General features: G+C 67.6%; 21 protein-coding genes and 1 riboswitch. Of the genes, 11 read left to right on the forward strand and 10 right to left on the reverse strand.

Features of this window, described 5'->3' with window-relative positions; all coding sequences use genetic code 11:
* Positions 1–5: 5 nt before the first annotated feature.
* Positions 6–806 carry an alpha/beta fold hydrolase gene (locus BHQ18_RS11670; RefSeq protein WP_109789270.1) on the forward strand — a complete coding sequence of 267 codons (801 nt, stop codon included), beginning with the start codon at positions 6–8 and terminating at the stop codon, positions 804–806.
* Positions 803–1,951 carry a SpoIIE family protein phosphatase gene (locus BHQ18_RS11675; protein WP_069413766.1) on the forward strand — a complete coding sequence of 383 codons (1,149 nt, stop codon included), beginning with the start codon at positions 803–805 and terminating at the stop codon, positions 1,949–1,951. Before BHQ18_RS11670 ends, BHQ18_RS11675 begins: the two co-directional genes overlap by 4 nt.
* Before the next feature lie 12 nt (positions 1,952–1,963).
* Here BHQ18_RS11675 and BHQ18_RS11680 read toward each other — a convergent pair whose 3' ends face one another.
* Together BHQ18_RS11680 and BHQ18_RS30095 are read right to left on the reverse strand one after the other, a co-directional pair.
* Positions 1,964–2,851 (reverse strand): SAM-dependent methyltransferase, encoded by an 888-nt coding sequence (locus BHQ18_RS11680; protein ID WP_069413767.1) that lies wholly within the window; start codon positions 2,849–2,851, stop codon positions 1,964–1,966.
* A 69-nt stretch (positions 2,852–2,920) separates the two neighbouring features.
* On the reverse strand, positions 2,921–3,076 hold the full coding sequence (locus tag BHQ18_RS30095; protein WP_165614551.1) for a hypothetical protein: 156 nt from the start codon (positions 3,074–3,076) through the stop codon (positions 2,921–2,923).
* 90 nt (positions 3,077–3,166) lie between these two features.
* Between BHQ18_RS30095 and BHQ18_RS11685 the strand changes: the two genes are divergently transcribed.
* Positions 3,167–3,685 carry a MarR family winged helix-turn-helix transcriptional regulator gene (locus BHQ18_RS11685; RefSeq protein ID WP_069413768.1) on the forward strand — a complete coding sequence of 173 codons (519 nt, stop codon included), beginning with the start codon at positions 3,167–3,169 and terminating at the stop codon, positions 3,683–3,685.
* Positions 3,678–4,094, forward strand: coding sequence for a DUF5313 domain-containing protein (locus BHQ18_RS11690; RefSeq protein ID WP_069413769.1), 417 nt, complete (start codon positions 3,678–3,680; stop codon positions 4,092–4,094). Before BHQ18_RS11685 ends, BHQ18_RS11690 begins: the two co-directional genes overlap by 8 nt.
* Here the strand turns inward: BHQ18_RS11690 and metE are convergent.
* Both metE and BHQ18_RS11700 read right to left on the reverse strand, forming a co-directional pair.
* Positions 4,091–6,382: a 5-methyltetrahydropteroyltriglutamate--homocysteine S-methyltransferase gene (gene metE / locus BHQ18_RS11695; protein WP_069413903.1), complete on the reverse strand. Its 2,292-nt coding sequence runs from the start codon at positions 6,380–6,382 to the stop codon at positions 4,091–4,093. The genes BHQ18_RS11690 and metE overlap by 4 nt on opposite strands.
* A gap of 121 nt (positions 6,383–6,503) precedes the next feature.
* Positions 6,504–6,694, reverse strand: a riboswitch (cobalamin riboswitch).
* A gap of 64 nt (positions 6,695–6,758) precedes the next feature.
* Positions 6,759–7,409 (reverse strand): GntR family transcriptional regulator, encoded by a 651-nt coding sequence (locus BHQ18_RS11700; RefSeq protein ID WP_069413770.1) that lies wholly within the window; start codon positions 7,407–7,409, stop codon positions 6,759–6,761.
* A gap of 69 nt (positions 7,410–7,478) precedes the next feature.
* On the opposite strand from BHQ18_RS11700, the gene BHQ18_RS11705 reads away from it, so the two are divergent.
* Genes BHQ18_RS11705 through BHQ18_RS11715 form a run of 3 tightly spaced genes read left to right on the forward strand, consistent with a single transcriptional unit; the run spans position 7,479 to position 10,940 of the window.
* Positions 7,479–8,831: an LLM class flavin-dependent oxidoreductase gene (locus tag BHQ18_RS11705; protein ID WP_069413771.1), complete on the forward strand. Its 1,353-nt coding sequence runs from the start codon at positions 7,479–7,481 to the stop codon at positions 8,829–8,831.
* Positions 8,831–10,015 carry a CaiB/BaiF CoA transferase family protein gene (locus BHQ18_RS11710; RefSeq protein ID WP_069413772.1) on the forward strand — a complete coding sequence of 395 codons (1,185 nt, stop codon included), beginning with the start codon at positions 8,831–8,833 and terminating at the stop codon, positions 10,013–10,015. The genes BHQ18_RS11705 and BHQ18_RS11710 overlap by 1 nt, the downstream gene beginning before the upstream one ends.
* 16 nt (positions 10,016–10,031) lie before the next feature.
* On the forward strand, positions 10,032–10,940 hold the full coding sequence (locus tag BHQ18_RS11715; RefSeq protein WP_069413773.1) for an HpcH/HpaI aldolase/citrate lyase family protein: 909 nt from the start codon (positions 10,032–10,034) through the stop codon (positions 10,938–10,940).
* Here the strand turns inward: BHQ18_RS11715 and BHQ18_RS11720 are convergent, their stop codons facing one another.
* Complete coding sequence (locus BHQ18_RS11720) at positions 10,941–12,359, reverse strand: short-chain fatty acyl-CoA regulator family protein (RefSeq protein ID WP_069413774.1); 1,419 nt, start codon at positions 12,357–12,359, stop codon at positions 10,941–10,943.
* Positions 12,360–12,479: 120 nt separating this feature from the next.
* On the opposite strand from BHQ18_RS11720, the gene prpD reads away from it, so the two are divergent.
* From prpD to BHQ18_RS11740, 4 genes are read left to right on the forward strand one after another with little or no spacing between them, the layout of a single operon-like run.
* Positions 12,480–13,985, forward strand: coding sequence for a 2-methylcitrate dehydratase PrpD (prpD, locus tag BHQ18_RS11725; RefSeq protein WP_205866080.1), 1,506 nt, complete (start codon positions 12,480–12,482; stop codon positions 13,983–13,985).
* On the forward strand, positions 13,982–14,899 hold the full coding sequence (gene prpB, locus BHQ18_RS11730) for a methylisocitrate lyase (protein WP_069413775.1): 918 nt from the start codon (positions 13,982–13,984) through the stop codon (positions 14,897–14,899). The genes prpD and prpB overlap by 4 nt, the downstream gene beginning before the upstream one ends.
* The gene (locus BHQ18_RS11735; protein ID WP_069413776.1) at positions 14,896–16,026 is read left to right on the forward strand and encodes a bifunctional 2-methylcitrate synthase/citrate synthase; all 1,131 of its coding nucleotides are present in this window, start codon (positions 14,896–14,898) and stop codon (positions 16,024–16,026) included. The genes prpB and BHQ18_RS11735 overlap by 4 nt, the downstream gene beginning before the upstream one ends.
* Complete coding sequence (locus BHQ18_RS11740) at positions 16,019–19,423, forward strand: pyruvate carboxylase (protein WP_069413777.1); 3,405 nt, start codon at positions 16,019–16,021, stop codon at positions 19,421–19,423. The genes BHQ18_RS11735 and BHQ18_RS11740 overlap by 8 nt, the downstream gene beginning before the upstream one ends.
* 24 nt (positions 19,424–19,447) lie before the next feature.
* Here BHQ18_RS11740 and BHQ18_RS11745 read toward each other — a convergent pair whose 3' ends face one another.
* The 5 genes from BHQ18_RS11745 to BHQ18_RS11765 all read right to left on the reverse strand — a co-directional run bounded on the left by BHQ18_RS11745 (position 19,448) and on the right by BHQ18_RS11765 (position 23,997).
* Positions 19,448–20,659 carry a Dyp-type peroxidase gene (locus BHQ18_RS11745; protein ID WP_069413778.1) on the reverse strand — a complete coding sequence of 404 codons (1,212 nt, stop codon included), beginning with the start codon at positions 20,657–20,659 and terminating at the stop codon, positions 19,448–19,450.
* Positions 20,652–21,176 carry a copper chaperone PCu(A)C gene (locus BHQ18_RS11750; RefSeq protein ID WP_069413779.1) on the reverse strand — a complete coding sequence of 175 codons (525 nt, stop codon included), beginning with the start codon at positions 21,174–21,176 and terminating at the stop codon, positions 20,652–20,654. The genes BHQ18_RS11745 and BHQ18_RS11750 overlap by 8 nt, the downstream gene beginning before the upstream one ends.
* Complete coding sequence (locus tag BHQ18_RS11755; RefSeq protein ID WP_069413780.1) at positions 21,169–22,533, reverse strand: PepSY-associated TM helix domain-containing protein; 1,365 nt, start codon at positions 22,531–22,533, stop codon at positions 21,169–21,171. Before BHQ18_RS11755 ends, BHQ18_RS11750 begins: the two co-directional genes overlap by 8 nt.
* A 126-nt stretch (positions 22,534–22,659) precedes the next feature.
* A complete protein-coding gene (locus tag BHQ18_RS11760; protein ID WP_069413781.1) occupies positions 22,660–23,205 on the reverse strand; it encodes a hypothetical protein in 546 nt (181 codons plus the stop codon).
* 21 nt (positions 23,206–23,226) lie between these two features.
* Positions 23,227–23,997 carry a cutinase family protein gene (locus BHQ18_RS11765; RefSeq protein WP_069413782.1) on the reverse strand — a complete coding sequence of 257 codons (771 nt, stop codon included), beginning with the start codon at positions 23,995–23,997 and terminating at the stop codon, positions 23,227–23,229.
* Positions 23,998–24,073 lie beyond the last annotated feature (76 nt).

Consider the following 24,073-nt stretch of genomic DNA (forward strand, 5'->3'; position numbering starts at 1 on the left):
TGATCGTGAGTGCTTGGACTCGGAACAACATCAAGATTGTTGGCCGTGCCGAGGGCCCGCTCCTGTTGCTGGCCCACGGGTTCGGATGCGACCAGAACCTGTGGCGCCTGGTCGTCGACCGGCTGGAATCCGACTTCCGCATCGTGCTGTTCGATCACGTCGGTTCCGGGGCCTCGGACCCGCAGGCCTGGGACGGGGCGAAGTACGCGTCGCTCGACGGGTACGCCGACGACATCGTCGACCTCGTGCGCGAACTCGACCTGCGCGACGTGATCCTGGTCGGGCACTCGGTGGCGTCGATGATCGGCGCGCTCGCGGTGATCAAAGAGCCGTCCCGGTTCGCGAAGCTGGTGATGCTCACCCCGTCACCGCGCTATATCGACGACGACGGCTACCGCGGCGGGTTCTCCCGCGCGGACATCGACGAACTACTGGACTCGATGGACCTCAACTACCTCGGCTGGTCGCACGCGATGGCACCGGTGATCATGGGCCATCCGGAGCGCCCCGAACTGAGCGAGGAACTGGAGGCCTCGTTCTGCCGCACCGATCCCGACCGCGCCCGCTCGTTCGCCAGGACCACGTTCCTGTCCGACAACCGCGCCGACCTTCCGAAGATCGGTGTGCCGACCCTCGTCATCGAATGCACCGAGGACGCGATCGCACCCCGTGACGTCGGCCGTTACGTGCACGAGCACGTGCCCGACAGCCGACTGGTCACCCTCGACGCCACCGGACACTGCCCGCACGTCAGCGATCCCGAAATCACCGCCGACGCGATCGCGGAGTTCGCCACAGCGGTATGACCGACGTCGAGGACCACTGGGAGAACGCGCCGTGCGGTCACCTGATCGCCGAGCCCAACGGTCGCATCCTGCGGTCCAACGCGACGCTGAGCCGGTGGCTCGGCTACGACCCGGATGCGTTGCGCGGCAAGATGATCACCGATCTCCTCACCGTCGGCGGGCGCATCCACTTCGACACTCACTTCCGGGCACTGCTGCGGATGAACGGCAAACTCGACGGGGTCACGGTCGACCTGACCGCCGCCGACGGCCGCCGGCTGCCGATCATCCTGACCGCCAACCTCAAAATCGGCGCCGACGGGCAGCCCGAACTGTTGCGTATCACCGCGGTCGACGCCGGCGACCGGCGGGCCTACGAGCGAGAGTTGTTGGCGCAGCGGCAGAATGCCGAGACTGAACGCAGCCGCGTGCAGGCCTTCGCCGAAACCCTGCGCCGCTCACTGCTTCCCCCGCACCTTTCTCCCCCGCCCGGCCTGGACGCCGCCGCGTACTACCACACCGCCTCCGACGACGACGTGGGCGGCGACTTCTACGACCTGTTCCCGCTGACGCGTTCGACGTGGGGATTCTTTCTCGGCGACGTCGCGGGCAAGGGCGTCGACGCGGCCGTCGTCGCCGGGCTGACGCGCTATGTGCTGCGCTCGGCCGCAGTGGCCGATCACGATCCGGTCAAAGTGCTGGAGGTGCTCAACTCGGTGCTGATGCAGGAGCAGAACATCCGCGCCAACCGGTTGTGCACCGTGATCGACGGACACGTCACCCCCAGCGGTGACGGCTTCGACGTCGAGTTGGCCAGCGGCGGGCACCCGCCGCCGCTGCTGATCGTGTCCGACGGTGCGGCCTATTACGCCGACACCGTCGGCGGGCAGGCGGTCGGCGTGAATCACAACCCGCGCTTCGTCTCTCACCGTTTCCACCTGTCGCCCGGCGACACCCTGGTGCTCTACACCGACGGGCTGACCGAGGCCGGCACCGGTGTGGGGCGGCGCCGCTACGACGACGAGGGCGCCCTGCTGCGGTTCGTGCGATCGCATGCGCCGGCCACCGCTGAGCAGATCGTCGACGCCATGTGCGAGCTGTTGACCAGTTTCGGCCGCGGTCTCAGAGACGATGCCGCCGTCATCGCGCTGGGAGTTCCGCGCTGACCCGGGGCGGGTTCAGCCCAGGTTCGCGGTCAGATATCCGGCCGATTCGCCGTACCACGCCAGTTCGTCGTCGGGGTAGTCGAATCCGTGCGCGGCGTAGGCGTTTTTCGCCGGTAGCACGCTCACCCGCCACCCGCACCCCGTCAGGTATTCGGCGGGCGCGTTCCTTTCGCCCATGTAGAAGAGCGCGCCCAGGTCGAGGTCCGAGCCGGTGCGACGCGACCGCTCGGTGAGCCGCTCGGCCCAGTCCGCCGGCAGGCTCTGCAGATCCATCTGTTCGGTGGCGATGCGACTGCCGCTCGCCGACCGCGCGGTGACGCAGCCGAAGAGGCGGTCCTGCGCCTCTCCCGGTAGGTAGATCAGCAATCCCTCGGCGATCCAGGCGGTCGGGCGTCCGGCGTCGTGTCCAGCGGCGGCCAGGGCAGCGACCCAGTCGTCGCGCAGATCGATGCCGATCGCCCGGTGCGCGCACGGGCACTCGGCCCCCAATGTCGCCATCTGCCGGGCCTTGAACTCGAGCACATCTGGTTGGTCGATCTCGTAGACCACCGTGCCCGACGGCCACGGCAACCGGTAGGCACGGGTGTCCAGGCCCGAGGCCAGGATCACCGCCTGCCGGATGCCGGACGCCGCGGCCTCGACGAGGAAGTCGTCGAAGAACCGGGTCCGCACGGCCACCTGCTCGTTCATCGTCCGCCGGGTGGCCGGGTCGGCGCGATCGTCGTCGAGCATCGCGACCAGGTTCTCGATGCCGACCGCACGGACCAGCGACTCGGCCCATGGATCGTCGAGCAGCGGTTGCGGGCCGCGGGACGCCAGCGCGCGTGACGTGGCGACCGCGGTGGCGGTGGCCCCGACGCTCGACGCCAGATCCCACGTGTCGTTGTCGGTGCGGGTCATCGGAACCTTCCAGTCGAAGCAGATTTATTAGACTACCTAATCTACTCGCTTCGGCCGCTGCCGCCCAAATCAGATCTCGTCGGCGACGGCGTGGCGGTCCTGATGCCTGCCCGGCGCGTCGGGATCGTCGTCGCGGTGGTCGAGTTCGTCCTGCAGTTCACGCTGCTCGGCGGTCGCTTTGGTGGCATCGACCGGCGTCGCGGGCGGGTCATTCGGTGTTCCCATGCCGAAGGGGTCTCCGCGCGGCGAACCGGCCAAACCGATGTGACAGAAACGACATTGCTAGGGCCCTAACAATTAGGGCACGATGGTTTTGTGACTTCCTCGCTGCCCACCGATATCGACCCGCTGGCACTCGAACAGCAGGTCTGCTTCGCGTTGGCGGTCACCAACCGGGCCGTGCTCGCGGTCTACCGGCCCCTGCTCGAACCGCTGGGCCTCACCCACCCTCAGTACCTGGTGATGCTCGCGCTGTGGGATCACGAGAAGATCGCCACCGGCGACACGACATCCGGTGCGCCGCTGTCGGTCAAGGACATCGCTGCCGCGCTGCAGGTCGACTCGGCGACACTGTCGCCGATGCTCAAGCGACTCGAATCGCTGGGCCTGATCACGCGGTCCCGCCGCGCAGGCGACGAACGCGCCACCGACGTGCGCCTCACCGCGGCCGGGATGCGGTTGCGTGAGCGGGCCCTGCAGATTCCGCCCGCGGTGGTCGACCGCCTGGGTGTCGACCTCGAGGAACTGGAAGATCTTCGCAACGCGCTCACGCGCGTGAACACCGCCGCCCGCGCCGCGGGTGCACTCGACAACAACAAGGAGCATCGTGTCTGACGTCCGCCCCAACCTCTTTCAGTACATCACCTACTCCTACGGACGCCGGCTGCCCGACTCGATGCGGGACTGGGTGGCCAACGACCTCGCGGGTCCCGGCGCGTTGCGCAGGCACATGATCCGGATGGCGATCCCGCCGCTGCTGATCCTCGCACCGATCTGGCTGCTACCCACCTCGTTCTACGTGCGATTCGAGATGACCGCGCCCATCTTCATCTGGGCAGTCCTGATGGCGTTGGCGCTCAACAAGATCTGGCGCAGGCACCGCCTCGCCCAGCACGGTCTCGACCAGAACCTGGTCGACGTGATCAAGCGTCAGAAGGACGCGGCCATACACGAGGATTACATCCGGCGCTTCGGCCCCCGGCCCGAAGAGGCGCGCTGGCAGCAGAACAGCAGCCCGTTCTAGTCCGCCGTGCCCTGAACCTCCTTGGCTCGAACCTCCTTGGCCGCGGCCACGAGGTTCCGCAGCGACGCCACCACTTCCTCTGTCCGTCGCGTCTTCAGTCCGCAATCCGGATTGACCCAGAGGCGCTCTGCGGGCACCGCGTTGAGCGCTTCGCGTAGCGCGGCGGCCATCTCGGAGACCGCGGGAACCCGTGGTGAATGGATGTCGTAGACACCGGGGCCGACGCTGTTGGTGAAACCGGCGGCGTTGAGGTCGCCGAGCACCTCCATGTGCGACCGAGCCGCCTCGATCGAGGTCACGTCGGCATCGAGGTCCGCGATGGCGCCGATGACCTCACCGAACTCCGAATAGCACAGATGCGTGTGGATTTGCGTCGAGTCGGCGACGCCCGAGGTCGCCAAGCGGAACGCGTCGACCGCCCACCGCAGGTAGGCCTCTTTGTCCTTGCTCCGCAGGGGCAGGAGTTCGCGCAGGGCGGGTTCGTCGACCTGAATGATCGCGATTCCCGCTGACTCCAGATCGACCGTCTCATCGCGGATGGCCAACGCCACCTGCTCCGCCGTCTCCGCCAGCGGCTGATCGTCACGCACGAACGACCAAGCGAGGATCGTGACCGGCCCGGTGAGCATGCCCTTGACCGGTTTGTCGGTCAGCGACTGCGCGTGCGTAATCCACGCCACCGTCATCGGTTCCGGCCTGCTGACGTCGCCGTAGAGGATCGGCGGGCGAACGCACCGACTGCCGTAGGACTGCACCCAGCCGTTCTGCGTCGCGAAGAATCCTTCGAGTTGCTCGGCGAAGTACTGGACCATGTCGTTGCGCTCGGGCTCACCGTGGACGAGTACGTCGAGCCCCAGCTCCTCCTGCAGCCGGATCACATCGGCGATCTCGCCCTTCATCCGTCGCTCGTATTCGGCCGCATCGATCTTGCCGGTTCGCAGATCCGCTCGCGCCACCCGGATCGCCGACGTCTGCGGATACGAGCCGATGGTGGTGGTGGGCAGCGCAGGCAGCTCGAGCCGGGCCTGCTGCGCCGCACGGCGCCGGCCGGCGGGTCCGCGCCCGGTGCCCGACGCTGCGAGGGACGAAATCCGGGCGCGCACAGACTCGTTGTTCAGCCTCGGATCTGACCGACGCGACACGACGGCGGCATTCGAGGCGACGATCTCACCGGCGATGGCCTGGCTGCCATTCTTCAGTCCCCGTGCCAGCGCGACCACCTCGGTCACCTTCTCGAAGCCGAATGCCAGCCAGCTGCGTAACGCGGCATCCATGTCCGGCTCGGCATCGAGCGTGTAGGGCACGTGCAACGTCGAGCACGATGTCGAGACCGCGAGGCGCCGCACCGAGCCCTGGAGCGTCGTCAGCGTTTCGAGGGCCGCCTCGAGGTCCGTACGCCAGACATTGCGCCCGTCCACGACACCGGCCACGAGCAGCTTGTCAGTCAGCTCGGGAACGGCAGAGACCGCGGACCGGCCGTCGCCGCTGACCAGGTCCACACCGATCGCCTCGACCGGGGTGCGTGCCAGCGCGGGGAGCGCATCGGTGAGCTCGCCGAAGTAGGTGGCCACCAAGATCGCCGGCCGGTCGGTCAGTCGCCCGAGCGACGCGTAGGTGCGCTCGGCGAGTTCCGCGGCGTTGCCGATGATGTCGGTGGCCAGGACGGGTTCATCGATCTGTACCCACTCGGCGCCGCGCTCGGCGAGAATCTGCAGCAGTTCGCCGTACGCGACGGTCAATTCGGCGAGTCGGTCGAGCGGCGCACCCGCACCGTCGACCGCCTTGCTCAGCGCCAGGAAGGTGACCGGTCCGATGATCACCGGTCGGGCCGGAATACCTTGAGCGCGCGCTTCTTCGAGTTCACCGAGAACCTTCGACGGATCGAGTTCGAAGCGGGTATCCGGACCGATCTCGGGCACGATGTAGTGGTAGTTGGTGTCGAACCATTTGGTCATCTCGAGCGGCGCGATCTCGTCGTTGCCCCGCGCGGCGGCGAAATAGCGGTCGAGTCCGTCGGCGACCTTCCCGAAGCGCGCCGGCAGCGCACCGACCATGACCGCGGTGTCGAGCACCTGGTCGTAATAGGAAAAGGTGTTCACCGGAATCGAATCCAGGCCCGCCGCGGCGAGCGCCTCCCAGGTCTCGCGGCGCAACTTTGCGGCCACGGATTCGAGTTCGTCTCGCCCGGTGGCGCCGGCCCAGTACTTCTCGACGGCTCGTTTGAGTTCGCGGTTCGGGCCGATGCGCGGCGACCCGAGGATGGTGGCGGTGAATGGTTGTGCGGTCATGGCGACGTCCTCATCGGTACAGCGGATGGCCACCGCCAAGAGGACTGCACCGACACGGTCGAGCCAAGGCTGACCGCTTCGGCCACAGCCCGTTCCACGAGGCGATGAACCACCGGACGCGGCGCGCCCGGTACAACTGGCAGGTCTTCGGACTCGCAGGCCCGCACGAGATCTCGTGCACCTAGTGGCCGTCGCTTCCCAGCCCGTGGGCCAGTGCCTTATGACGGCGGTCGTTCCTGCATACCGCTGCGGGACAGTCCCGGATTCTCACCGGGTTCCCTCTCGCACCACACCCGAACCGGCGTGCAGTGCTCGGTGCAGACGGCACCACCTCGTCGTGAGATCGCGCCGTCGGCAAACCAGCTGCGCGGCCAGCCTACATCTTCCGGCTGTCCAGCCAGTCAGCCAGGGATCGACCGGCTTCGAGCACATGGTGTTCGGCGATCTCGCGCGCGGAGTCGGAGTCGCGGCTCGCCAGTGCGGCCAGCAGATCCTCATGCTCGGACAACGAGTGCTTTTCGTGTTCGGGGAAAACGGTGAGGAAGTTGGTCGGCACGACGCGCGCGGCCTGCCGGATCTGGGTCAGCAACCGCGGCGAGTGCGCGGCACGGTGAATTTCCTGATGGAACCGCCAGTTGGCTTCCCCGATCGCTTCGTCGCCCGACCGCGCAGCGACGTCGGCGGCGAGTTGGCGCAGATGGGTGAGCTCCTCGACCGAAACCCGTTCGGCCGCCCACGCGGCAGCCTGACCGGTGAGCACCCCCAAAATCGTGAAGCTGTCCTGCACATCGCGCGGGCTGATGCCGATGACTGTGATGCCGCTGCGCGGCGCGACGCGCACCAACCCCTCAAAAGAGAGCTCCAGCAACGCTTCCCGTACCGGTGTGCGGCTGGTCGCGAACTCTTCGGTGATCGCGTCGAGGTCGATCCGCGTGCCTGGCGCGAGGACACCGGTGAGGATGCGGTCCCGCAACTCGCGCGCCGCCCGTTCCCGGACGGTGCCGGCGATGTCCACCGAACCTGTCATGTAGCGACTTTAACAGGTCAGACACCCCACATTTGAAATCTGATATATCACATGTTAACTTTCAGCACTATGACTCGCACCGACCAGATGGCGCTTGTCGCCTTCATGCAAGCCGGCAGCACCTCGGTCTACGCCGGATCCTGGCGCCATCCCGCCACCGAACACGGCTATCTCGACGCCTCCTACTACGCCAAGATCGGCCGGCAACTGGAAGAGGGCTGTTTCGATCTGATGTTCTTCGACGACCGGCTGGCCATGCCGGGCATATACGGCGGTTCAGTCGCCGAAGCCGCCCGCTACGGTGCGCGCCCGGTGAAGCTGGACCTCGGCGTGGTGCTCGGGGTGTTGGCGCAGACCACGTCGCACATCGGCCTCGGCGCGACGTACTCGACCACGTACTACGCCCCGTTCCACGTCGCGCGGACTTTCGCGACCCTCGACCATCTGTCCGGCGGCCGCGCCGCGTGGAACGTCGTGACGTCGGTCAACGACAGCGAGGCGCAGAACTTCGGCGTTGACAGCCACCTCGGCCACAACGAACGCTATGACCGCGCCGACGAGTTCCTCGACGTAGTGACCGGCCTGTGGGACACCTGGGAGGACGATGCGGTGCTGCACGATCGGGCCTCAGGTCAGTATGCGGATCCGGCGAAGGTGCACGAGCTCGGCCACGTCGGCCAGTACTTCTCCGCCCGCGGTCCGCTGACCGTTCCCAGGACGCCGCAGGGACGTCCCGTGATCATCCAGGCCGGCTCGTCCGGTCGCGGTCGTGAATTCGCATCGCGCTGGGCCGAATTGATCTTCACCGGTGACCCTGGCCTTCAGGTGGCCCGTGAGCACTACGCCGATCAGAAGGCTCGGATCGCCGACGCCGGACGCGACCCGGATGCGGTGCGCATCTGCCCGATGGCCTATGCCGTGGTCGGCGAGACGGAGTCACACGCCAAGGAACGCGAGGCGATGTTCCTCAACGACCTGGTGCACCCGATGGCCTCGCTCACCCTGCTGTCGGAGTTGATGAATTACGACTTCGCCCAGCACGACCTCGACGATCCGGTGACCGACGAGCTGATTGCGTCGGTGTCGGGGATCCGCGGCCTGGTACAGAATCTGCGCACCCACATCGGCGGTGACACGGTCACGGTGCGCGACCTCGCCGGCCACCGCGCCACCCTGCTGCAGGGCCCCCGTTTCGTGGGCACGGGCGAACAGGTCGCCGATCAGATGGCCGAGTGGTTCACCGGCGGCGCCTGTGACGGGTTCGTGCTCGCCGCAACGCATTTACCGGGTGCGTTCGAGGATGTCGTCCGGATGGTCGTTCCGCAGTTACAACGACGGGGCTTGTTCCGTACGCGGTACGAGTCGTCGACGTTGCGCGGACACCTCGGGCTGCAGCGGCCCCCCGCCAGGGTTCCGGCGTGATGCTCGACGGTCTGCGGGTCCTCGAGTTCGCGACGCTCGCGGCCGCCCCGCTGGCGGCAACCTACCTGGGCGAGTTCGGTGCCGAGGTGATAAAGGTCGAGGATCCGAAGTACGGCGATCCGATTCGCACCTGGGGGAACCAGCGCAACGGCGTGGGACTCATGTGGAAGTCCCTGTCCCGCAACAAGAGGTCGATCACCTTGAACCTGCGCAGCGCCGACGGACAGGCAATCGCACGCCGACTCGCCGAGCAGGCGGACGTCGTCGTGGTCAACACCCGCCCGCAGACCCTGCAGAAATGGGGTCTCGACTACGAGAGCCTGCGCGCGGTCAACGAGCGGATCGTGATGCTTCACATCACCGGTTACGGGCTGACCGGGCCGAAGAGCGAGCGTCCGGGGTTCGGCACGCTCGGCGAGGCGATGAGCGGTTTCGCCCACATCACGGGAGAGGCCGGCGGCCCGCCGACGCTGCCGCCGTTCATGCTCGCCGACGGTGTGGCGTCGCTCAACGCCGCCTACGCGGTGATGATGGCGCTCTACCACCGCGACGTGCACGGGGCGCCGGGCCAGTTGATCGACGTCAACCTGATCGACCCGCTGGCCAGGCTGTTGGAGCAGACGCTGTTGGGCTACGACCAACTGGGACTGGTCCCCGAACGGGCCGGGAACCGCTGGGACATCTCCGCACCGCGCAACACCTACCGCACTGCCGACGGCAAGTGGCTGGCGATGTCAGGAAGTTCACCGGCGTTGGCGCTGCGGGTGTTTCGCGCCATCGGACGCGACGACCTGGTCACCGACGCCGACTTCTCAGACCCGCAACGCCGCCTGGCGCGGGCCCGGGAAGTCGACGAGGTGGTCGCCGACTGGGTCGCCACCAAAACGCTGTCCGAGGCGATGGCCGTGTTCGAGGCGCAGGAGGTGGCGGCCGCACCGGTCTACGACATCACCGATCTGATCGCCGACGAACAACTCAAACACCGGGAGGTGTTCGTATCGGTCGACGACGCCGAGCTGGGTGCGGTGACCGTGCAAGCACCGGTCCCGCGGTTCTCGTCAGCCACCGGCCGAATCGGCCATCTCGGGCCGCGCCTGGGTGAACACAACGCCGAGGTGTACGGCGAACTGCTCGACATGTCCGTGTCCGACATCGCACAACTGCGCGCCGACGGCGTGCTCTGACCACGAAAGAACATCGATGACCAACCTGCTCCGCCGTTCCGAACTGGCGCTGCCCGCAAGTAACGACCACATGTTCAACAAGGCCGCCGGAAGCGGTGCGGACCTGGTGTTCCTCGATTTGGAGGACGCGGTACCACCGGCCTTCAAAGTACAGTCACGCGCCAAGGCGATCACGGCGCTCAACGAGATCGACTGGGGCAGCACAGCGCGCGCAATCCGCATCAACGGCCTCGACACCCCGTGGTGTCACGACGATCTGATCGAGGTGGTCACGCATGCGGGTCGCAACCTCGACACCGTCGTGATCCCCAAGGCCCGCACGGCACGCGACGTCTGGTGGGTCGACGTGCTGCTGACCCAGCTGGAATCGAAACTCGGGCTGGACAACCGGATCCGGCTCGAGGTGCTGATCGAAGAGGTGGAAGGGCTGGCCAACGCCGAAGCCATCGCCACCGCAAGTTCGCGGCTCGACGCTCTGATCTTCGGGGTCGGTGACTTCTCGCTGTCCCAGGGCGCGCGGGTGGACACCAACTTCGATCCGCTGGGTGAGTATGTCGGTGACTTCTGGGCGTACGCCCGCAACAAAGTCATCGTGGCCGCTCGCATCGCCGGCATCGACGCGATCGACTCGCCCTACCCGGACTTCGGCAACCTGGCGGGGTACGAGAGGGACGCGCAACGGTCGGCGCTGATGGGCTACACCGGAAAGTGGGCCATCCATCCCGACCAGGTTCCGATCGCCAACTCGGTGTATGCGCCTACACCGGACCAGATCGCGCTGGCCGAGCGTAATGTGGCCGCCTACCGGGAGGCGGAGGCGAACGGCCGCGGTGCGGTCGGCGTCGAGGGCGTGCTGGTGGATGCCGCGCACGTCAAAATGGCCGAGGAGACGCTGGCCCGGGCGGCGTTGATCGCGTCGAAATAGCTACAGTGCGGGCGGGTACGGTAGGTCACTGCTCGCGTGGGGATCAACGTGCACGGGCCGTCCGATGTAGGGGAACGCGCGTTGCGGACATGCCGATCGGTCACAGATCTTGCAACCCGCGCCGATCGGCACCGCCGCGTCGGGGTCCGCGACATCGATACCTGCCGAGTAGACGAGCTTCCCGGCGTGCGCGAGGTCGCAGCCGAGGCCGATGGCAAACCGCTTGTGCGGGCCCCGAAACCGGCTGGGGTTGGACGACGTGGTGCGTGCGATCCAGAAGTACTTGCGGCCGTCCGGCATTTCCGCCACCTGGGTGATGAACTCGCCCGGGCGGGAGAAGGCGTGGTGGACAACCCAGAGCGGACAGTTTCCGCCGACGCGTGAGAAGTGGAAAGCCGTGGCGGACTGACGCTTTGAGATGTTTCCGGCGTGGTCGGTGCGGACGAAGATGAACGGCACACCGCGCAGGTCCGGCCGCTGCAGCGTGGACAACCGATGGCAGATGGTTTCGAAGCCGACCTCGAATCGCCGGGCCAACCGGTCGATGTCATAGCGCAGTTCCTCGGCGGCGGCCAAGAACGTGCGGTAGGGCAACAGCAGGGCACCGGCGAAATAGTTCGCCAATCCGATCCGGGCCACCTCACGCGCTTCCGCGCTGAGCTGGTCGTCGGTCGAGATGATCGCCGAGATCAGATCCGACTGCGTCAGTAGCGCCAGTTGCGTGGCGAGCTGGAACGCCCGCTGCCCCGGTAGCAACCACCGGGCGACGTAGAGGACGCCGCTGTCGGCCCGGTACGACCTTTTGACATTCGGCCCGAGGGCACCGGGATGCGTTCCGTCGTCCACGACGACGTTGATTCCGAGTTCCTCGGCCATCAACCCGGCCAGCTGTTCATCGAGTCCGCCGACACGCAGAGAACGCCGCATGAAGAGATCCTCGGCGGCCAGATCCAATTCGGCGATGTAGTTGTTCCGGTCGTAGAAGAAATCGCGGACCTCTTCGAACGGCATCGGCTGGGGTAACGGCGGAACCGCGTCGAGGTTGGCTCTGCTGTGCATGGCCTCGACCTCGGTTGTGGCGTCGAACATTCGCCGATGCAGAGACACCAGCGTCTGCCCGACTGCGGGCATTCGGGCCACCAGTTCCTCGATCTGAGCCGCGGTCGCCGACGTGTCGGCGAGGATTTCGCGCAGATCCGAGACCAATCGGGCGTCCGAGTCCGGAGCGAAGAAGTTCGCCGGCAGACCGAACCGATCGGTCAGCGCCAACAACACCGGGACGGTGACCGGGCGCTGATCGTTCTCGAGCTGGTTGACGTAGCTGGTCGACAGGTCGAGGGCACGCGCCAGTGCCACCTGCGTCAGCCCCTGCTCCTCCCGCAGGCGACGCAGTCGAGCACCGACAAAGGTCTTGGCCACCGGACACCACGCTAGACCAAACGCTTTACACAATCTTCGCAAAACCCTGAGCCTCAGGACACAAAATTACGCACTTACAGGGACTTTTTCCGTCAACCGCCTATGCGTACGGTGCGGATCATGCAACTTCACGACGTCCGTACCCGCCGCAGCGCCGAGGACTTCCCACGATCCGAGCACCTCGCTTGGAAGATCGCCCAGGTCGCCGCGGACCCGGTGCCGGTCGAGGCGGACACCGCCGAGATGGTGGTGAACCGCATCATCGACAACGCCGCCGTCTCGGCCGCCTCCGTGCTCCGACGGCCGGTGACGGTCGCCCGGGTTCAGGCGCAGGCGCATCCGACGCGCAACGGCGCGACCGTGTTCGGCATCGACGGCAAGTACTCGCCGGAGTGGGCGGCATGGGCCAACGGGGTCGCCGTACGCGAGCTCGACTATCACGACACCTTCCTGGCGGCCGACTACTCCCATCCCGGCGACAACATCCCGCCACTCGTCGCGGTCGCGCAGCAACTCGGCGTCAGAGGCTCCGATCTGATCCGCGGCCTTGCCACCGCATACGAGATCCAGATCAACCTGGTGCGCGGCATCTGCCTGCACGAGCACAAGATCGACCATGTCGCCCATCTCGGTCCGTCGGTCGCCGCCGGCATCGGCACCATGCTGAGGTTGGATCCGGAGACCATCTACTCGGCGATCGGGCAGGCATTGCACCTGACCACCGCCACCCGGCAGTCGCGCAAGGGCCTGATCTCCAGCTGGAAGGCGTACGCACCGGCCCACGCCGGCAAGGTCGCCATCGAAGCGGTCGACCGGGCGATGCGCGGAGAGGGCGCACCTGCCCCGATCTGGGAGGGCGAGGACGGCGTCATCGCATGGCTGCTCTCCGGACCGGAGCACACCTACCGGGTGCCGCTGCCGGGGCCCGGTGAACCCAAGCGGGCGATCCTGGACAGCTACACCAAGGAACACTCCGCGGAGTACCAGAGCCAGGCCCTGATCGACCTCGCCCGCCGACTGCGCGACCGGATCGGCGATCTGGAACAGATCGCCACCGTGGTGCTGCACACCAGCCACCACACCCACGTGGTGATCGGAACAGGCAGCAACGACCCGCAGAAGTTCGATCCCGACGCGTCGCGGGAGACCCTGGACCACTCGGTGATGTACATCTTCGCGGTCGCCTTGCAGGACGGCGCCTGGCACCACGAGCATTCGTACGCCCCCGAACGCTCACACCGCCCGGACACGATCGACCTCTGGCGCAAGATCTCGACCGTCGAGGACCCGGAGTGGACGCGCCGCTATCACTCGAACGACCCCGCCGAGAAGGCGTTCGGGGCCAGGGCCGTGATCACCCTCGAGAGCGGCGAGGTCATCACCGATGAGATCGCCGTCGCCGACGCGCACCCACTCGGCGTCCGGCCCTTCGCCCGGGAGCAGTACCGGAACAAGTTCACGACATTGGCCGACGGTGTCGTGGAACCGGCTGAGCAGCAACGATTCCTGACCGCAGTCGAAGATGTCGCAAGCCTCAAACCCGGTGGGCTGGCTGCGCTCAACGTGAGGATCGACTCGACGGTGCTCGACAAGGCTCCGACCATCCCGTCAGGAATCTTCCGGTGAGCGGACTCCTGGGTGCCCGCACGCCGGCAGCACAGAAGCGAGAACGGTTCCGCGCCGGCCTGACATCCGGGCGGCTGCAGCGCTACCCCGGCGCATTCTCACCACTGGTCGCGAAAGTGATCGCGGAGATCGGCTTCGACGGCGTCTACGTCTCCGGGGCCGTCCTGTCCGCCGACCTGGGGTTGCCCGACATCGGTCTGACCACCCTGACCGAGGTCGCCTCCCGTGGCGCCCAGATCGCCTCGGCCACAGAGCTTCCGACACTGATCGACGCCGACACCGGGTTCGGTGAGCCGATGAACGTGGCGCGCACCGTGACATTGCTCGAGGACGCCGGCCTGGCCGGCTGTCATTTGGAGGATCAGGTCAACCCGAAGCGTTGCGGACACCTCGACGGCAAGGCGGTCGTGTCCACCGCGGAGATGGTCAAGCGGATCCGCGCCGCGGTCACTGCCCGTCGGGACGCGAACTTCGTGATCTGCGCCCGCACCGACGCCGCCGGTGTCGAAGGCATCGGATCGGCCATCGACCGGGCCCGCGCCTACGCCGATGCCGGCGCGGACCTGATCTTCACCGAAGCGCTGGCCGCACCGGCGGATTTCGAGCGCTTCCGCGCCGCCGTCGACATCCCGCTGCTGGCCAACATGACCGAATTCGGCAAGTCCGAACTCATCAACGCGGACCGGCTCGCCGCCATCGGCTACAACGTCGTGATCTACCCCGTCACCGCGCTGCGGCTGGCGATGCACGCCGTCGAACTCGGACTGCGCGAAGTCCACTCCGCCGGAACACAATCCGGTCTCTTGCAGAGCATGCAGCATCGAAGTCGACTCTACGAACTGCTGCGCTACGCCGACTTCAACCAATTCGACTCCGACATCTACAACTTCGACCTACAGGACGTGAGGACATGACTACCACCACCGCACCGGATGCCCCTCGCATCCACAAGGGCCTGGCCGGCGTCGTCGTGGACACCACCGCGATCTCGAAGGTGGTTCCGGAGACCAACAGCCTCACCTACCGCGGCTATCCCGTCCAGGATCTGGCCACGCGCTGCTCGTTCGAGCAGGTGGCCTACCTTCTCTGGCACGGTGAACTGCCCTCCGACCACGAACTCGCCTTGTTCTGTCAGCGCGAGCGCGCGTCCAGACGCGTCGACCGCTCGATGTACTCGCTGCTGGCGAAGCTGCCCGACAGCTGCCACCCGATGGATGTGGTGCGCACCGCGATCAGCTACCTCGGCGCGGAGGATCCGCAGGAGGACGACAGCACCGAGCCGGCCAACTACGCCAAGTCGCTGCGCATGTTCGCGGTGCTGCCGACGATCGTCGCTGCCGACATGCGGCGCCGCCAGGGTCTGCCGCCGGTCCCGCCGCACAGCCAACTCGGCTACGCGCAGAACTTTCTCAACATGTGCTTCGGCGAAGTGCCCGAGCCCGCGATCGTCGAGGCGTTCGAACAGTCGATGGTGCTCTACGCCGAGCACAGCTTCAACGCATCGACCTTCGCTGCCCGCGTCGTGACCTCAACGCAGTCCGACATCTACAGCGCGGTGACCGCCGCGATCGGGGCACTCAAGGGCTCCCTGCACGGCGGGGCGAACGAGGCCGTCATGCACGACATGCTCGAGATCGGGTCTGCTGAGCATGCCGCGGAGTGGTTGCACGGCAAGCTATCGCGCAAGGAGAAGGTGATGGGCTTCGGCCACCGCGTCTACAAGAACGGCGACTCGCGGGTGCCCACCATGAAGGACGCCCTGGTGCGGGTGGCCGCCGTCCGCGACGGGCAGCGCTGGCTCGACATCTACGAGGTACTCGAGCGCGCGATGTTCGCCACCACCGGCATCAAGCCCAACCTCGACTTTCCCACCGGGCCCGCGTATTACCTGATGGATTTCGACATCCCGATGTTCACCCCGCTGTTCGTCATGAGTCGCATCACCGGGTGGACCGCACACATCATGGAGCAAGCGGCGTCCAACGCGTTGATCCGCCCCCTGAGCGAATACTCGGGCCAACCGCAGCGCTCTCTTGACTGACAAGCGCATCACCAAGCTGCTCGTCGCCAACCGGGGCGAGATCGCAATCCGCGCATTCCGCGCCGCCTACGAGATGGGTGTGGCGACAGTCGCGGTGTACTCACACGAGGACCGCAATTCACCGCATCGGCTCAAGGCCGACGAGTCATACCAGATCGGCGAACCGGGTCACCCGGTCAGGGCGTACCTCTCGGTCGACGAGATCATCCGGGTGGCCCAACTCGCCGGTGCCGACGCCGTCTACCCGGGATACGGCTTCCTGTCGGAGAATCCCCGCCTCGCGACCGCGTGTGCGCAGGCCGGGATCACCTTCGTTGGACCCGGTGCGCACGTGCTCGAGTTGACCGGCGACAAGAGCCGCGCTGTCGCGGCCGCGCGCGAGGCCGGACTGCCGGTACTTGCGTCGTCCCCGCCTTCCACGTCGGTCGACGATCTGGTCGCCGCCGCCGAAAGCATGGAGTTCCCGCTTTTCGTCAAGGCGGTGTCGGGTGGCGGCGGGCGCGGGATGCGCCGCGTGGCCGATGCGACGCTACTACGCGAAGCAGTCGAAATTGCCTCGCGTGAAGCAGAATCGGCGTTCGGCGACCCGGCGGTGTATCTCGAGCAGGCGGTACTTCACCCCCGGCACATCGAGGTGCAGATCCTCGCCGACCGGTCCGGCGACGTCGTGCACCTCTTCGAACGCGACTGCAGCGTGCAGCGCCGACACCAGAAGGTTGTCGAACTCGCTCCCGCGCCGAACCTGTCTGAATCACTGCGGGACCGAATCTGCGCGGACGCCGTCACCTTCGCCCGCCACATCGGCTACTTCTGCGCCGGCACCGTCGAGTTCCTCGTCGACGACCGCGGCCGGCATGTCTTCATCGAGTGCAATCCGCGAATCCAGGTGGAGCACACGGTGACCGAGGAGATCACCGATGTCGATCTGGTGGGGTCGCAGTTGCGTCTCGCCGCCGGCGAGCGGCTGTCGGACCTCGGCCTGAACCAAGGCGCCATCCGCATTCGCGGCGCCGCGCTGCAATGCCGGATCACCACCGAGGATCCCGCCAATGGCTTCCGGCCCGACACCGGCCGGATCACCGGATACCGCTCACCGGGCGGTGCCGGTGTCCGACTGGACGGCGGCACGCACCTCGGTGCGGAGATCAGCGCGCATTTCGACTCGATGCTGGTCAAGCTGACCTGCCGCGGCCTCGATTCGACCACCGCGGTGTCGCGGGCGCGCCGGGCTCTGGCGGAGTTCCGGATCCGCGGTGTCTCGACGAACATCCCGTTCCTGCAAGCGGTTCTGGATGACGACGACTTCCGATCAGGTCACCTCACGACGTCTTTCATCGACGAACGCCCGGAACTCCTCACCGCCAACACACCGGCGGACCGCGGTTCACGGATTCTCCACTACCTGGCGGACGTGACCGTGAACAAACCTCACGGAGACCGGCCGTCGCCGGTTTATCCACACGACAAACTACCCGGCGTCGACCTGAGCGCACCGCCTCCTGACGGCAGTCGGCAGCGGTTACTTGCGCTGGGCCCCGAGGGCTTCGCCGCGTGGTTGCGCGACTCCAAGCCGGTCGGTGTCACCGACACCACGTTCCGCGACGCCCACCAGTCGCTGCTCGCGACGCGGGTTCGCACCAGCGGGTTGCTGGCCGTGGCCCCGTACGTCGCGAGGATGACACCCGAGCTGCTCTCGCTGGAGTGCTGGGGCGGGGCGACCTACGACGTCGCGCTGCGATTCCTCAAGGAAGATCCATGGCAGCGGCTGGCGGCGCTGCGCGCTGCGGTGCCCAACATATGTCTGCAGATGCTGCTGCGCGGACGAAACACCGTCGGTTACACCCCCTATCCCGAGGAGGTCACGTTCGCATTCGTGGACGAGGCCACCCGCACGGGCATCGACATCTTTCGCATCTTCGACGCGCTGAACAACGTCGAGTCGATGCGCCCCGCGATCGACGCGGTGCGCGAGACCGACGTGGCAGTCGCCGAAGTCGCGATGTCCTACACCGGCGATCTGTCCGATCCCGGTGAGGACCTCTACACCCTGGACTACTACCTGAAGCTCGCAGAGCAGATCGTCGAGGCCGGCGCCCACATCCTGGCGATCAAAGACATGGCCGGACTGCTCAGGCCTCAGGCCGCCCACACATTGGTGACCGCACTGCGAACCCGATTCGACCTACCGGTGCACGTTCACACCCACGACACTCCGGGGGGCCAGCTGGCCACCTACGTCTCGGCATGGCAGGCGGGCGCGTCCGCGGTCGACGGAGCGGCCGCGCCGCTGGCCGGCACCACCAGCCAGCCCGCGTTGAGCTCGATCGTGGCGGCCGCCGCGCACACAGAGTTCGACACCGGCATGTCGTTACCGGCGGTCTGCGACCTCGAGCCGTACTGGGCGGCGTTGCGCAAGGTGTACACGCCGTTCGATGTCGCCGCGGCCGGACCACCGGCGCCGACGGGGCGGGTCTACCGCCACGAGATCCCGGGCGGGCAACTGTCCAATCTGCGCCAGCAGGCCCTTGCGCTCGGGCTCGGCGACCACTTCGAGGACATCGAGGCCAACTACGCCGACGCAGACCGCGTGCTCGGACGGCTCGTGAAGGTCACCCCGTCGAGCAAGGTCGTCGGTGATCTGGCACTCGCGCTGGCAGGCGCCGGGATGACCGCGGAGGAGTTCGTGCACGAACCTGCCCGTCTCGACATCCCCGACAGCGTGATCGGTTTTCTGCGCGGTGAACTCGGCGAGCCTGCCGGTGGCTGGCCGGAGCCGCTGCGTACCCGCGCACTCGAAGGCAGACCGCCGCCCCCCGGCGAACGACAGCTCTCGGACGTCGATCGGAAGCTGCTCTGCGCGCCTGGTGAGCTACGGCGCGCGGCACTCAACCGGCTGCTGTTCCCGGGACCGACGAAAGAGTACGAGGCCCACCGCGCGCAGTACGGTGACACCTCCCGGTTGTCGGCGAACCAATTCTTCTACGGGTTGCGCCACGGCGAGGAGCACCGGGTGCTGCTCGAGCGTGGTGTCGAACTGCTGATCGGGTTGGAGGCCGTCTCAGACCCCGACGAACGGGGCATGCGCACCGTGATGTGCCTCCTCAACGGCCAGCTCAGACCCGTCGTGGTACGCGACCGGTCCATCGTCGCCGACCGTCCCGCCGCCGAGAAGGCCGACCGCACCGATCCCCGCCATGTCGCCGCACCGTTCGCCGGGGTGGTAACCATGACCGTCGCACAGGGTGACCATGTGCAGGCCGGCCAGACCATCGGCACCATCGAAGCGATGAAGATGGAGGCTTCCATCACCGCTCCCACGACGGGCGAGGTCACCCGGGTGGCGGTCGCGAAGACCTCACAAGTCGAGGGTGACGATCTGCTGATCGTCATCGAGTGAGTGACAAACGCAGGCCAGAACTCGCTACCCCAGCAGTGATTCGCCGAGATAGCCATCGTCGTCGACGCCGGGCAGGATCGCGAACGTCGCCGACCCGATCGTCGTGATCCACTCGTTGAGCGCGTCGGCTTCGGCAAGTCGCCGCTGCACCGGGGTGAACTGCGCTGCGGGATCCCGCTGATAGGTCGCGAAGATCAACCCGCTGTCGGTGGTGCGCCCGGTCGGCGGAGCGTCGTCGTAGTTGTACGGGCGACGGAGGAACCGTTCGTCGTCGCTGCGGTGCCGGGCCACTGCGATGTGGGAGTTCGGCGGGATGACCGGAATGCCCCTATCGGTGGCGGCGAAATCGGGTTCGTCGAATTCCGAACTCCCGGTGAGCGGCGCACCGGTATCCAGGCGGCGACCGACGGCGAGTTCCTTGCTGGCACGGTCGATTTCGTCCCACGTGTCCATCTCGGCGCGGATCCGGCGCAGCACCAGGATGGTCCCGCCGGCGAACCAGGGCTGGTCTTCGCCGTCATGCCAGACGTGCCGGTCGAAGCCCGCGGCGTCGGTGATGTTGACAGTCCCGTCGATCTGTCCCATCAGGTTGCGCATGCTGCCCCCGCGGCCGCCGGCCGCGTTGCGGAATCCGGTCTGCCGCCAACGCACGGTGGTCATGGTGCGGACGTTCTTCAACAGCACCCGACTGGTGTGCGCGAGCGTGATCGGATCGTCGGCGCAGATCTGTAGCAGCAGGTCACCGCCACACCACTGCGGTTCAAGCCGGTCGGTGGCGAAGCCCGGCGGTTCGGCAGCGGCTCGCGGACGACGGTGCCCCAGCGCGATCCTGTCGAACAGTCGCGGGCCGAGGCCGACCGTGACGGTGAGCCGGGCCGGTCGCTGCGCCAGCTCGGGTTCGGTGTCGGCCAGGGCGGCCCGCCCCTGCGTCAACCGGGCCGCGTCCGAGGTCCACAGCTTGAGCACCGCCGCCAGCGCGTCCCGAGGGCCACGGCCGGGTGCCGGCGCGAGGTCCAGTGCGACGAACAGCGCGTGGGCTTGCGGCGCGGTCGTGATGCCGGCCTGGTGCCTGCCGTGGAACGGTTCGACCGCCGAGTCGGACAGCTCCTGGGTCACCGAGGACCGGGCGATGCTGCACTGCGTGAGAGTCGCGCCGGCCGCCACCACAGCCGCGCTGCCCGCGAAGAGGCGCCGCCGGTTGAGCCGGAGCTGCCCCCGGGATGGCCGCTCAGCCATGATCGCGGTGCGGCCCCGAACCGCCCGTCGAAGGCTGGTATTCCTCGTCGGCGCCGGCGAAGTCGCGTACCTGGGCGGTGACGGGCAGCGTCGACCCGTCTTCGAACTCGACGCTCAGCGCCACCTCCGAACCCGGCGGCAGCGGCTGTTTGAGGTCCATCAGCATCAGGTGGTCGCCGCCGGGAACCAGGTCGTGCGAGCCGTCTGCGGGGATCACCAACCCGCCCTCCTTAGGCCGCATCGTCTTTGCGCCGTCAGTGCCCGCGGAAACCTCGTGCACCTCGACTCGTTCGGCCACATCCGAGTAACCCGACACCACGCGGGCGTCGTGGTGTCCGGTGTTGGTGAAGGTGCCGAACACCGCGGCCATCCCGGAGTCCGCCGAGCTCGCCCACTGATCGGCAATGGTGACCGTGCTCGCCATCGACGCTTCGTCGTGTTGCCCGTGGGTCGTGCAGCCGACAGTGGCCGCGACCGTGAGAAATAGCACGAACAAGCTGATATCTCTGCTATGCATCGGTTTTGGTCTCCTCAGAGGTGGTTCTGCGTTGTTTGACGGCCCCGACGACGAGGTCGACCGCCAGGAATGCCACGAGGCTGAGCCCGAACAGCGGCAACGCCCAACCCAGCGCCACCACGAACACGGCGAGCACCGCGATCGCGGCCGGATGCAGGGTGCGTAGCGCGCCCCGCAGCGGCGGTCGCCCGGTCGCCCAGGCCGAACCCCGGGTGGGACGACGCCGCCACCACATCACGTAGCCGCGGACGATCACGGTGATCAGTCCGATCGCGGTGAGCGCCAACAGGATCTGATTCGGCCAGCCGAACAGGACACCCATGTGGGCGTCGATCGCCCAGTTCGTCAGCTTCGCCAGCAGCGGCCAGTCGGCGAAGTCCACCCGGTCGGTGATCACACCGGTGTCCGGGTCGACGGACACCGCGTCGTAACGCGTCGGCCAGTCCCGCTTGTTCTCCTCGACCAGCCAGCCCTCACCGCTCGCGGCCGGCGGGGACATCCACATCGGCCCGGCCAACCCGGCGTCGATCGCACCCCGGTACGCCACGTCGGCACCGGCGAGCGCACCAGCGGCCGATGCCGACGGCAGCGCTGTGTCCACCGCAGGCGCGGTCGTGTTCAACCTCTCCTGCAACAGGTTGACGGTCTCTCCCCCATACCGCGACCACGTGATCCCGGTGACCGAAAGGCCCAGCAGCGCAACGACGATCCACACCCCGACCGCGCCGTGCCAGGACAGCGTCCGGCGGCGGCCATCGGCCGAGCGGTCCGGCAGAGCCAGGCGCCGCAATTTCTTGGTGTCCCGGCGGTGCAGGCACCACAGCACCGTGCCGGCCAGCGCGATCACCCACAACCAACTGGCCGCGAGCTCGCTGTAGTTGCGGCCGAGAGCACCGAGATGCAGGTTGCGGTGCAGTTCGTCGAACCACGCCCGCACCGGCATCCACTGTCCGTAGGTGGTCAACGCGCCACGGACCTCTCCGGTGTACGGGTCGACGAACACCGTGCGCGCATAGTCGGGTGGCACGTCGTCGACGGCCAGCCGCACCTGGGTGGTCTCGTCGGCGGCGGCGGGCGGACGGATCGTCACCACCGCGCCTTCGGGATGCGCGGCGCGGGCCGCGTGCAACTGGTCGGCCAGCGGGAGCCGCTGTTCACCGACCTGATCGACCTTGAGTTCGTGGCGGTGAACCGCGTTGTCGATCTGCGGGATCACCGCGTACAGCAGGCCGGTCACGGCGGCGATCAGGATGAACGGGCCGACGAAGACGCCGGCGTAGAAGTGCAGCCGCGCCAGCAGCGGCCGCATCCCGCGCGGGCGCTGCCGCTGCGGGGTTTTCTCAGGGGTGGTCGTCATGACAGGGTCTTTCGCGCGGGGTGCGCGAAAGCCGTTCGCGCACCGGGGATTGAGGTCATCGGAAGGGCCGCAGACGGCGGCCGTCCGCGGCCGGGCAGCCGCGGACCATTGCTCACGAGGCGACGGCTAGGCCGTCGCACACCTCACCGGCGGGGCGCGCATACCCAGCCCGGAAGCCACCCAGATCCGCTGGGCGACGACGACTTTCGTGGCGCGGCGCGATTTGCGGACGGGGGGCCGTACGCCCGATGTCGCGAACAGCCGCAGCCACTGCAGCACGGATGCACAGACGACGTAGAGGTATTCGACCGCGACGATCGCCGCGCCCAGCACGACGGCGGCGCCGAGATGCGCGGCCGTCATCGCCGGGGTCAGCCCGAGTGGCGCCGCGGAGTGATGATGGCCGCCGCCGAGCCAGAGCACGATGTGCCCCAGCGCCTGCGCGACGCCGAGCGCAGCGGCGACCACGCTGAGCCGGGCACGCCGGTCCTCGAGCGTGATGCGGGACACCGCCGCGCCGACCGTGCCGCAGACCAGCAGGACGACCGCCAGTCCCGAACCGCTCGGCAGGCCCGCACCGGGGACTGTGTGCGCGAGCGCCGTCATGACCGTCGAGCAGACACCGACGAGTCCGCCACGCATCCAGCGCGCGCGGGCTTTCGGCGTGCTCACCCGGCGAAGCGTACTAGAGCATCAGCGTGCGGGCGCCGCGGCCGCCGCCGGAGCCGGCTCGGCGGCGGGACCGTCCGGTGACAACCGGGCCACCGCGTACGCCGCGCCCTCGTTGGTCATACCGTTGAATCCGTAGGAGGCGTGCGCGAAACTCGGGCCGCCGGCCGGTGCGCCGTTGCAGATCGTGTCGCCCTCCGCGCACAGGTCCAGGGTCTTGCCGGCGTACGACGGGCCGATCACGATCGGCGGGGCCCCGATGTCGCGCAGGAACTGCGTGGACGGTTTGCCCAACAGCACGACCGCCGCGACGTGGTCGGCCACCTCGGTGGGCATCGGGTCGGGGATGAACTCGCGGTACTCGGGCGGGATCTCGGCCGGGATCTCCGCGGCGGTGACGAACCCGGCCACGGCGGCGCCCTGGGAGAATCCGCCGAGCACGATCCGGGTGTCCGGGCACGCCGCCGCGGTCGACTCGACCTTGCCCGCGGCATCGCGGATGCCGTCGACGACGGTGCGCGCGAACTGGATGCGGTTGTTGAAGTCGCCGCTGGCCGGATAGTTCACCGCGTACACGTCGACCGAGCGGGGCGCGGCCTGCGCGCGGACCGCGTCGACGAACGACTGCCCGATCCCGCCGACACCGACGGGTTCACCGGTGCCGCGGGCGAACACCACCTGCACGTCCGGACACGCCGGCGGCGGCTGGGCCGCCGCGAGGGGCACGGGTGCGCTCACCAACGCCCCGAAAGCAGCGGTCACACCTACCATTCGAGCGAATCGGCGAGCGCTCATGCACGTACTCCTCAAGATTGTCCGCGTTGACAAGCGACGACATACCCCGATCCGAAAGCACTCAACCCCTCGGCGC

The organism is Mycolicibacterium flavescens (assembly GCF_001722335.1).
Taxonomy (GTDB): Bacteria; Actinomycetota; Actinomycetes; order Mycobacteriales; family Mycobacteriaceae; genus Mycobacterium; species Mycobacterium flavescens.